Source organism: Galbibacter sp. (genome assembly GCF_048266365.1).
Taxonomy (GTDB): Bacteria; Bacteroidota; Bacteroidia; order Flavobacteriales; family Flavobacteriaceae; genus Galbibacter.
Window position 1 is genome coordinate 1 of sequence record NZ_JBLWZP010000024.1, and the last position, 11,159, is coordinate 11,159.

10 protein-coding genes are annotated in these 11,159 nt (G+C 33.2%); 1 reads left to right on the forward strand and 9 read right to left on the reverse strand.

Annotated features, from left to right (window positions below; translation table 11 throughout):
- Nucleotides 1–257: transposase (locus tag ACN0TV_RS16680; protein ID WP_417364424.1), on the forward strand; the 257-nt coding region annotated here is incomplete at its 5' end.
- 94 nt (nucleotides 258–351) lie between these two features.
- Here the strand turns inward: ACN0TV_RS16680 and ACN0TV_RS16685 are convergent.
- The 9 genes from ACN0TV_RS16685 to ACN0TV_RS16725 form a co-directional block, all read right to left on the reverse strand.
- Nucleotides 352–1,518, reverse strand: a complete 1,167-nt coding sequence (locus tag ACN0TV_RS16685; RefSeq protein ID WP_417364426.1) for a hypothetical protein — start codon at nucleotides 1,516–1,518, stop codon at nucleotides 352–354.
- Nucleotides 1,519–1,528: 10 nt separating this feature from the next.
- Nucleotides 1,529–4,930 (reverse strand): M1 family aminopeptidase, encoded by a 3,402-nt coding sequence (locus ACN0TV_RS16690; RefSeq protein WP_417364428.1) that lies wholly within the window; start codon nucleotides 4,928–4,930, stop codon nucleotides 1,529–1,531.
- A gap of 91 nt (nucleotides 4,931–5,021) precedes the next feature.
- Nucleotides 5,022–5,897 (reverse strand): ABC transporter ATP-binding protein, encoded by an 876-nt coding sequence (locus tag ACN0TV_RS16695; RefSeq protein ID WP_417364430.1) that lies wholly within the window; start codon nucleotides 5,895–5,897, stop codon nucleotides 5,022–5,024.
- Between the two features lie 2 nt (nucleotides 5,898–5,899).
- Nucleotides 5,900–6,133, reverse strand: coding sequence for a hypothetical protein (locus tag ACN0TV_RS16700; protein ID WP_417364431.1), 234 nt, complete (start codon nucleotides 6,131–6,133; stop codon nucleotides 5,900–5,902).
- Between the two features lie 198 nt (nucleotides 6,134–6,331).
- Nucleotides 6,332–6,970 (reverse strand): helix-turn-helix domain-containing protein, encoded by a 639-nt coding sequence (locus ACN0TV_RS16705; RefSeq protein ID WP_417364432.1) that lies wholly within the window; start codon nucleotides 6,968–6,970, stop codon nucleotides 6,332–6,334.
- 623 nt (nucleotides 6,971–7,593) lie between these two features.
- Nucleotides 7,594–8,346 carry a hypothetical protein gene (locus tag ACN0TV_RS16710; protein ID WP_417364434.1) on the reverse strand — a complete coding sequence of 251 codons (753 nt, stop codon included), beginning with the start codon at nucleotides 8,344–8,346 and terminating at the stop codon, nucleotides 7,594–7,596.
- Nucleotides 8,346–9,326: a DNA cytosine methyltransferase gene (locus tag ACN0TV_RS16715; RefSeq protein ID WP_417364436.1), complete on the reverse strand. Its 981-nt coding sequence runs from the start codon at nucleotides 9,324–9,326 to the stop codon at nucleotides 8,346–8,348. The genes ACN0TV_RS16710 and ACN0TV_RS16715 overlap by 1 nt, the downstream gene beginning before the upstream one ends.
- A 204-nt stretch (nucleotides 9,327–9,530) precedes the next feature.
- Nucleotides 9,531–9,983, reverse strand: a complete 453-nt coding sequence (locus tag ACN0TV_RS16720; protein ID WP_417364438.1) for a hypothetical protein — start codon at nucleotides 9,981–9,983, stop codon at nucleotides 9,531–9,533.
- Between the two features lie 189 nt (nucleotides 9,984–10,172).
- Nucleotides 10,173–11,003 (reverse strand): PGN_0703 family putative restriction endonuclease, encoded by an 831-nt coding sequence (locus tag ACN0TV_RS16725; RefSeq protein WP_417364440.1) that lies wholly within the window; start codon nucleotides 11,001–11,003, stop codon nucleotides 10,173–10,175.
- Nucleotides 11,004–11,159 lie beyond the last annotated feature (156 nt).

An 11,159-nucleotide genomic window follows, 5' to 3' on the forward strand; every position in this document is an offset into this window, starting at 1 on the left:
AATCCGGGAGCAGTGTAAGGGGGCGCAGCAAGATCAGCAAGGTCGGCAACAAAAAGTTGAGGAACCTATTGTTCCTGTGCGCGTTTTCAGCATGCAAGCACAACAAGGCATGCCGAGAGGTTTATGAGCGTATAGTGGCAAAGGGAAAAAGCAAAAAACTGGCGTTGATAGCAGTGGCAAATAAATTGCTGAAACAGGCATTTGCAATCGCGAAGAGTGGACTGCCTTATAACGAGAAATTTATGTCGAAATTGTAAAAAAAAAGATTAGGTTTTTAACTTAGATCTTTGTTAGCGCCAGTTATTTCTTATTCTTTAGGTTGAAGAAGCTTCAATTGCTCGCTATTTATTTTCAATAAAATTTTTCTAATAATTCAGATACTTTTAAATCAAAATTATCTCTATTAACACCTATTAATTCATCTGTTTCTTTGAGATAACTTATCATTGTTTTTGCTCTACCACAGGTCAACATTTTGTTTATTCCTGTAAGTCCTTTTTCTTTTTCAATTTCATTGAGAATAATTCCAGAAATTACAGAGCGAACGGAAATTTCCGTTGCGATGCGATTAAAGATTTTTGTGTTGTTCCAAAAAAGGTCAAAAATATTTGTATTTGGATATTCTAACAGATATTTTTTAAGCTCATTAACTAATCTTTCTTGGCTTATCATTTCGCCATTTTGGTCTGTATAATAAGCGTTTCCCCAATTATATGCTAATCCTTCTTCTGTTACCCAATTTCTATCATCTTTATCATACAATTGTCCAGAATAATAATGTAGAATATCGTGCGAGAAGTCTTCATTGTTCATAATTGAGAAAATGGTTTTTGCATCTACACCATAGCCATTTCGGTAATTTCCATTTTTGTTTAATGAATATTCAAAGCCAAGTAACTTTAATATTTCCTGATAGTTATCGCACATATAGAAATCAAGTTCTTCTGGTATAATCCCTAAATTAGAAGCAATTATTTTATGCTTTTGGTCAAATATTTCGGCTCTCTTAACATTGATTTGGTCTGTGAAATGATAAGTTGTGTTCCCTACTTTCTCAACTTTCCAATTTCTGGTAAGGTAGTCCAACGGAATTGCAAACGTGGTTTTATCATTAATTGTAGTAGCAACAAGATTAAATATGTATTGTATTTTAGGTAAATTGGTATCATTTGGTTGGTCATAAATAATAGTGAGGAACTGTTCGTTTTTTGAAACCGGATAAATATTTATCAATTGCTTGTCCTCTAACTTTGAGGTTATACTATCTTTTTTCAATTCGTAATCCATTAAGTCTTGAAGTACTGACTTTGTTAAATCAGAGTTTTTTGGAGTAAGATAATCTGTATTTATCGTGCCTTGCTTTAGTTCCGTAAAAAGAGCATCAAATGTATTGAGTACACTAACCTTTGTTAAGGAATCCATTGTAAAATTTACATAATCAGGAATTTTGATGTTGCTTTGAGCGAACGTTATTGAGATACTAAAAATTATAGCTAAAGTTGTGATAGTTTGCTTCATTTTTGTTGGTCTAAAAGTTGAATTCATTATTTTCTATTTGCTTATCAATGGTCAGAAAATTCGGGTCGATTACTATTTTTGAAGGCTTCTCTTTTGTATTAAAAGCCATACTATTAATCACTTTTTGTATGCGAACCTGTTTCAATTCTATAAGCTTATTATTGCTGTCATAAAGCCCAATCTCAATTAAATCATTTAAAGATAATGATTCTGCCGTAGTTTGGTTGCCATATTTATTTATGGTAAAATCGAGTGAAACTTCAAAACCTTTCTCGTTTTGTTTAATAGATGCCGAATTGATTTTTGAATCGTAAAATGTAATGGTTTCAAACATATCTGTAATTAAGTACTGCAACTTTTCTGGGGTTTCTTGTTTTAGTATTTTAAGAAAGTCTAACGATGTTGGATAAATTTCTATTTTAGATGGATAAGCTTCTAAAAATGATTTAAGAATGTCGTTCATCTTCTTTTCTCCTAAATAATGCGAAAGAGTATTGAATGCTATTGTTCCTTTTCCATAAGAGATGTAGTCCTGCTCTGCTTTTACAAGGTATAATGGCGATTCATTCTTGGTTTCTTTGGTGCGTCCTTTTAAATAGCGAAGGCGTTGTAATTTCAAAAATTGTAAAGCGCGTTCTTTGCTAAATTGTTGCTCGTAAATTTTTAGGGTAATATATTCGGTAATACTTTCTGTGAGCATTTTAGCACCAAGAACATCTTTTGGCAGTAGTTGGTTTCCAAACCATTGATGGGTCAATTCGTGGGCAGAAACATAAAAAGATAAATCGATTTTAGCATCACTTTTCCCATTGACTCCAAAACGGACTTCGGATGTTAAAATAGCATTGCCAAACGTAGTGGCAAAGCTACCTTCTGTTAAAGGGAACTCAATAATTTTAACATCTTTATGCTGATATGGACTGAAATGTTCTGAATTATAATCCATTGCAGCTTTCAATCCAGCTATCATATTCTCAACGTTATAGGTGTGGGTATTGTGATAATACACTTGAATTGGAATACTCTTCCATTGGTCTTTTTGGATTTTAAATTTTCCAGAATTAAAAGCCATTCCCATTTTTATGGGTTTGTTTGCTTTATAGTGAAAATAGTTCCTGCCGTTTTCCTGCCATTGCTTTTGCAAAAAACCAGTCGTAATTGCCGTTTGATTTTCAGAAGTGCTAACAGTAGCTTCAAAATCAATCAAATCGCTATCAAAGGCTTGATAATGATTATTTAGTGCAGTTGAATCACTTGGCTTTTTCTTATCATTTTGAATAAAATAACCCAGTCGTGGAAGAATGTCCTGTTTTAAAAAAGTTCCGTTTTTTAGCACGCTGGAATTACGTTGAAACAATGTGTTGCGTGCATTTTTTATTTCGAAATTTAAAAGTAACGTGTCATTAGGCAATAATGGCGACTGTAGTTTATGGACAAAAAACTTCATCAAACTGTCCGAAGCAATCAAGGTATTTTCTGTGTTTAAAGTATAAGTTGTGTGTTCGTCAAATCCAGTTTTGATAAGAATAGTGTCGATAGGTTTTTTCGTTTCATTCACTAAAATGTACTTTCCAGAAGCCTTGAAAACGTTGTTTTCTGGATACAAATCCACAGCCATTTTAATGGATGTTATCCGAGGTTGTAACTGGTTTTTATATTTTGAAAAATGTGTCTCAAATTGTTTTAAGACATCTTTGTTAGTATTCACAACATTTTCGGAATGTTCCGCTTTGTAAATGCCAAAACCGAATGCAACAAGGCTTGTAAAAAGAATACTCAAACAAATTTTTGAAGTGCCATTTAACCGAGAATTTGCAATTTGAAAGCGTTCTTTGATTGAAAAGCTATGTTCTCGTTTCCAAAACAAATAACTCAAAAGAATTAGAATTAAAGCAATCAGTACCCAATAAAATTGAACCAAAAAATAGCCTGAAAGTTGACTTCCGTACTCATTCAAATCGCTATAGATAAGCTGTGGTGGTGTATTGAATTGCAATAAATAGGTTTTAATGCCCAATTCTGAAAAGCTTCCCTTTGCTAACCAAATTAGAAGTAAAATAAAAATACCGAGGTAAAGATTGGGCACTACTGTGTGAACAAAAACAGAAACAAAAGCCCAGACTATAAGTGAAATTCCAGTAAGCAGAAATAGATAAAATAAATATTGACCAATTTCCAGAGTAAAAAAACCATTCGCCATTTGTAGCACTAGACCACAAAGCATTAAAATGAGCAATAACAAATATTGCACCTTAATAATGGCAATAACTTTTGAAATCAGCAAAACTCCATTGCTTACCGGAGTGCTGTCTATTAAAGCCTCCATACCTGTTAAACGTGCACGATGCACCAACATTCCAGAGTAGATAAACAAGATTAATATAATAATCGTCACAAAGAAAAATGATGGTACTGCCAGCATTATTCTGGTTAATGGAAGCATTATCATTTCTCCAGCATTAGTAACTTTCAAGAGCATAAATACTATAGAGAGAATGCCTAAAAAACTGAAAATGTAAAACATTGGGTTGGCAACCAAATACTTAAAATCCGTATTTGAAAGTTTCCAAATTAGTTTAAGTTTTTGCTTTAGTGAAAAATCAAAGACTACGCTAGAGTTTGTTTTTTCTTCAGTCGAAATTTTCAATGCCTCTACTTTAAGAGGTTTTCCCCCCTTTTTTAAAGAAAATTGAAATCCATTTTGTGATAGTGTAAATAGTTTGAAAAGAAAGAATACAACAATTAGACCTAATGCCAACCAAAATAATCTGTTGAACAAAATCGTGCCATAAATTGGAATGAGCTTGGTATTTTGTTCGGTTAATGTCCAAAATTGGGTTTCAAAACCAACAGCATTTTGTCCGAAAGGGTCTGTAATGGCAATTAATAAATCGTTTCCTTGAAAACTGTTTTCAGTTATCAATTGCAACAAAAACAGGAAAATAACCAGTATAAACCCTGAATAAATATTTCGGCTTAATGCCACAATGGCAAATACAAAAACACCAAAAACAAATAGATTGGGGATTAAAAAAATGAGGTATGCCTGTAAATAGCCAATCATATTAAACAGTCCGATTTTTGGATTCCCATTGCCCAAAAGTAATTCGCCCAATAGAAAAGCTACTCCAGTAGATAAAGCAATGAGAACAACAATGGTAAATGCTCCTAAAAATTTTCCTGTTAAATATGCTTTTTTATCAATTGGGTAAGAATATAAAACAGGATATACTTTGTGCTTAAAATCTTTATAAATACTTGTCCCTATGATGGCAGGAATAAGAAAGAGAAACAACTTGCCCAAATATTGAAACAGATAGTTGAGTTCGTGTGGCGAATTCAACAATCGTACAGTTTCAGTTGCTTTAATAGGTTCATCAAAAAAGCCGCCAGTTCCTAAAAAAGAAATCAACGAAAAGCAAAAGAACACACCAAAATAGATGTAGATTATTGGTTTCCGTAGCCAATATTTAAGTTCGTATAAATAGATGAAAGACAGCATATCAAACAGTATGGTTTAAGGTTACGAAATAGACGTCTTCCAGATTGGGGTTACTTGTTTTGAATGTTGCATCTGGTTGCCCTTTTGAAAAAATCCTTATGACCAAATGATTTTTTTCGGTATAATGTGACGAAATAAAAGCATATCTGGATTGGTAATCGCCCAACTCACTTGAAGCAATGGTTTTTGACCAAATAGTTCCATTTAATGCTTCAATAGCCTTTTTGGGTGTGGACGTTTTGAGTACTTTACCCTTATTCATAATAGCCAAATCTGTACATAAATCGGTAACGTCTTCCACGATGTGAGTAGAAAACAAAACAATATGTTCCGAGCCAACGGCACGTAACACATTCAAAAACCGATGGCGTTCTTCTGGGTCAAGTCCAGCAGTTGGCTCATCCACGATAATCAATTTGGGTTTATTGAGCAGCAATTGGGCAATGCCAAAACGTTGTTTCATTCCTCCAGAATAATCGCTTACATTTTTCTTTTGAACCTCCGTGAGATTTGTCAGCTCCAAAACATATTCTATACTTTCATCCCTTTCTTTTTTTGAAGAAATACCTTTTAAAAGCGCAAAATAATCCAACAGTTTTCTTGCGGACTGTTTTGGATAAACACCAAAATCTTGTGGAAGGTAGCCCAATTGTTTTCTCAATTCCATTGGGTTTTGAAGCACATTCAACCCATTAAAATCAATAGCCCCTTTATCTGGTAATTGCAAAGTGGCAAGGGTACGCATCAAAGATGATTTTCCAGCACCATTGGGACCCAAAAGCCCAAACATTCCTGTACCAATTTGTAATGAAATAGTATCCATTGCTTTTACGCCATTTGGATATGTTTTTGTTAAATTTTCAATTTGAAGTTTCATAATTATTGGTTTTTCTGGCAGTAAGAATTTTTAATCTGTATAAAAAAGGTTTCAAGCTCTTTTTCATTTGTATATGCTATTAAATTATTTTTTTGCAGATTCTTTTTTACATCTTGAAACTCATAAGTACAGAGCTGATGTCTCAAAATCAATTTAGTAGTTGGATATATGTCCTTTGCTAACTGAAACATAGTTGCTACTAATGCGACACCTATATATAAAAATGTTTTTTTCACGAGCTTGATTTTTTTTAGTTGGTACTTAAAAACTCAAGACAGAACATTTAAGGCGGTCTTGAATAAGTCAAAATTCCTGTTTTAAGTCGATATATTTGTCGGTTTTACTGTCTCGTTAGTCCCAAAAGAAGCATTGGGACGGTTTTTTGAGGTAGAGAGGAGTCTCAAAAAATCTATGAGATAGAATTAAACAAGAGTTTATTGGATAAATTGAGAAGGAGACATTCTCGTTTCCTTTTTGAATGCACGGTAAAAGCTACTTTTGGATTTGAAACCACACTGAAGAGAAAGTCCCACAATAGAAAGCTGTTCTAATTTCCCTTCAGCTACACCTTTTTTAAAGGCAGCTATGCGAAATGAATTGATGTAATCGTAAAAATTGGTTTGTAAGTTTTGGTTGAGAAGCGTAGATAATTTCTTATCGGAGCAATCAATTAGTTTTGCCAATTCAGCAAGGGAAAGTTTCTGGTTCAAAAATACCTTGTTTTGGGTCAAGGTATCTTCCAACTTTTGTTTGAGTGCAGAAGCTTCATTTTCATCTAATGGCTGAATGACAGATGACTTACTTTTCAAGAGCTCGGACAACTGTTTTCCTAAATGCTCAATTTGATATTGCTTGACAAACCAATCTTTTGTAAAACGATAAGCAATGGAAAAAGTAAACGCCATCCAAAGCACATTGGGTTTTCCAACTATTAAGCTATCTCTACTGCAAAATTCTTTCCAAAAAGTAATTTCTGGATTATTCAAAGTAAGAAGACCAGAGCGAACCAATTCTGGAAAAATGAAGATAAGTACGAAAATTAGCACATAGGTTTTCCATTTAAACCTATTCATAAATTTAGGAATCGCCCACAATGAATGACTATAAAAAATTACTGGAAATATTAAAACGGAGAGTGGTGGTGGCGTATTAGTTCGTATTGTTTTATCAAACCAATCAGTCGTCCAACTTACATTAACAGCACTAAAGATAAAGAGCCAAAAAAGGATATGTAATACAGCTTCAATATTTATTTTAAACTTGTTGTTCATTTCTTATGGATTGTGAGTTGCGATTTGGAATCCCAATGAATCTGACTGTTTTTTTGAATGGTTAAGCAAAAGGAGATAATGCAGATAGCAGTTGATATTTTTGTGAAAACCAGAATCATAAATTTTATGGAAGTAGTAATATGGAATGAGTTTTTTTATAAGTTCATTCTTTGGCGAAACCGAAATAAAATTCTCTTTGAACATCGTTCTGTTTTAAAAGGAAGACGATTTAAAGGGATGTTTGTTACTTGAAGTTGTTGAATTCGGAAAGTTATGTCTTTAATTGGTGCCAACGGTCTTGGCTATGAGTAGTTGCGTGGGTTTAGAACGGACTTTTGCAGATACAAGACTACTTTTGGTTTAGCACTAATTTTCCATAGTAGCCTAAAGTAGCAATTACTTATAGCCGTTGTTGTGCCCAGTTTTTATTTCCGTTCTATTGTAACCCAAGATTTGTCAAAACCTATTGCATTAAGTATTTTTTTCTTGTCTAATCTTTCGGGTTGTTTGATTTTCAATATTAGCGTTTGTTCAGGTACAGGCTCGTGAATTGTAAATTGTGAACCGTGTGGTTGCCAAGTAAAACGTTTGGTTTTAGTTCCTTTCACAAATCCCTCAAGATTACCACCTTTGTTCCATACAAATTCGTATAGTTCTGCATCATATCGAATGGTGTCAAATTCAAAAACGGCAACTTGAGAAAGGTCATTTGATTTTACAAGTACTACAGTTCTTAAATTTTTGAATTTCATTCGAACCGCAGATACCCTCTCGTTCCAAATTTCCAATACCTGTTCTCCAAGTTCATTTGGGTCAGCGGTTATATCAATAGTTCCGCCATAAGAATAGACTGGCGAATTTCTACCCGAAATAAGTCGAATTTGTTTTAGATTTTTAAAATCTTTAACTGAAGACTTGACTGATTTAGCTCCCCAAGCTGTGTTTCCCATAACGACGTCATCCAGACCAACATTTGACGGCTTCCAATCCGCACCAATACAAATTGCAAAGATTTGTTCCCATTCCGAACCTTCAAGGTCGCCACGACCTTTACTTGCCAAAAGATAGACGATTTCTTGTCCGAGCAAATAAGGAAAATCCGAATTGAATTGGTTTAATGGGAAAGCAGCAACCGATTTATTGACTGTTCTTAATTTTGGTGAATTGCGTTTTGCCATTAACTTGGATTGTATTTTAAATCATATTCTCTTAAAACGCTTGCTGGTTCGAGCGTGCTTGCAACATAAGGAAGTAATTTTTGGACAACTGCCTTTATCATATTTACAGGAACTGCATTTCCAGCTTGTTTTTTCGCTTGCGCATCGCTAACAACTATTTTATACCAATCCGGAAATCCTTGTAGTCTAAACATTTCTCTTGGTGTCAAACGTCTTTCGCCATTTACTAAAAGATAATTATGTGAAGCTCCTGAACGAAGTGCGCAAGAATAAGGATATGAACAAATATTACCTGATTTATTTTCGTGCCAAATTGATGGATAATAAGAAGATTTGTGTTTGTCTTTTCGTTTTTCTTGAATAAAATCGGAAGCGAAGTATTTTTCGTCAACTTTGGTTTCCAAAATTTCGTTCAAGGATTTATATGGTTTTTCGGGATTTGGAAACGTGAACATAATTGGTTCTCTGTGACCAACTATTACAACTCTTTCACGCTTTTGTGGCAAACCATAATCCAGAGCATTTAAAACGCTGTACTGAACGTGATAACCTAAATCTTTCAAGGATTGAACAATTACTTTTAAAGTTTTTCCTTGGTCGTGTCCTACAAGTTGTTTGACATTTTCTAAAATAAATGCTTTTGGCTTTTTTGCCTCGATTATTCGAGCAATATCGAAAAATAGTGTTCCTCGTGTATCGTTTAAGCCTTTCATTTGTCCAATGATGCTGAAAGGTTGGCAGGGAAATCCGCCGAAAAGAATGTCGTGGTCAGGAATATCGTTTTCATCTATTTTGGTGATGTCTCCAAAAGGTTTTTCGCCAAAATTTTCTTCATAACTTTCTTGAGCATATTTGTCAATGTCTGAAGAAAATACACAATCAGGTTGAATGTCGTTTTCTTCACAAGCCTCCTCAAAGGCTACTCTAAAACCTCCAATTCCGCAAAAGAGGTCAATAAATTTTAGTTTTTCTCTATACATATCGTAAAGATAATTATCTATTTAATTGATTTGGCTTAATTCCGAAATTTTAATTAACAGCCGAATGTTAGTTTAAATTGGGCACAACGGTCTTGTGTATGGCTCGTTGCGGGAAATCCGCGAGGATTTTCCGCCGTAACCGAAAGATAGCAAATTGCAATGAATTCCGATTAGGAATTCAGCCGCAATGAGCTATACACGTTGTTACCCAACGTTTTTTAATTCAGTTTTATTCGGAAACAATTCAGTCAGATGTTCAAGGATTTTTTCAGTTCCTTTGATATCATATTCTTTATGCGTGTCCGTTTTTATTTTTATCAGATTCACTTTTGATAAGCGGTTTTTTCTTTCCGTAATCTTATGAAGTCTTGGTTCAGGAATCTCAATCAATTTTCCATTTTTTAAGAAAGAAATTTTTTCCGTTTCGATAGTCAATTCCGATGATTTGTAATTCCGAATTTCGGCTATTTGCTTTCCAATTACAAGCAATAGAATGGAAGTCAGAAGCACCAAATAGATTTTATTCTCAAAAAACTCAATTATGTAAACTACTGTCATTTCATTCGGCATAAGTATATTTGAGAGAATTGAAAGTCCGATGAAAATTGAGAGTATAGCTCCGACAATTCCGAGAAAAACTCCGATTTTATTAATCAAAACCTTATTTCCAATTTTTATGTCGTATGTTTTTCTCAAATGTTGGGTAACGGGTTTGTGTAACACGTCGTTGCGTGTTGTGAACAATAAAAATACTTAAAAAAAACTGCATTTGCCACTTGCGAGGATTTTCCGAAGGGAAAATCAGAAGCAATGCGTGTTACACGTTGTTGGGTACAGTTATTTTTTTCAAATTTTTAGTTCATATCTTTTTCTCATTTCGTAAATCGATTCCTTAAAAGTTTTTTCATCACCATAATGATTCCAAAATTCTAAATATGACATTGGGACAAAATCAATATATTCATTAATTGAATTCTTAAATTCATTTATTTCAATATTATGTTGTTTGAATATGTCAAAATGAATCCAGTTTTCAGGTAACCAATAAATATAAACAAGAACTGGTTTCAGATTTTTATCACTTTTTTTTGAAGCATTTATTAATCCTATAGAATGTTTAATTAATTGAGCAACATCTAAATGTAATCTTTCTGGACTAGCAATATAATTTTTAATTATTTTTTGAAATGATTTTGGAAGGTATTCCAATTTTTTTCTATTCAAATATTTCTCTAGATTTCTATCCTTATTCGGTAATTTTTTCTTTAAGGTTTCTGTAAATTTTGATTCTATACCTATTATAGCATTTTCATTTTCCAAATAAAAATCAAGGTTTGGTGTGCTAATTCCTGTTGGTAGTTTTTTCTCAAATGTAGCTTTACTAAAACTTGAGTAGTTTAAAAATGTAAATTCATTTAATTTCTTTTTTAATATTCCAAAGTTATTCACACACAAGGCTGAAGAAGAATGCACTGCGTTGAAAGGAATATTTCCATACCTATCAGGTTTTAATTCATTTCCTTGGCCTTTTTCCAATTCTTTTTCAATCTGTTCCCAAGAATTAACCGTAGAAATAAGATTTTCAAAATTAGACGAAACATATCCTTTAATATCTGTCTTTAAACCAATTTCAACAGCTTTTTTAATTATCTTATCTTGAATTTTACTACTGTTCATTGTGGTTTTGGTTAATTGTACCCAACAATTGTATAAACACACTAGTGTGTTTATCTATATTATGTTTATACCTCTAAAATAGTTAAAATTCTTAAAAACTGATCTGGTTTTAAGGTTATTTGTGTGTTAGGCTGGTAGTAAATAAAAACTGAATAG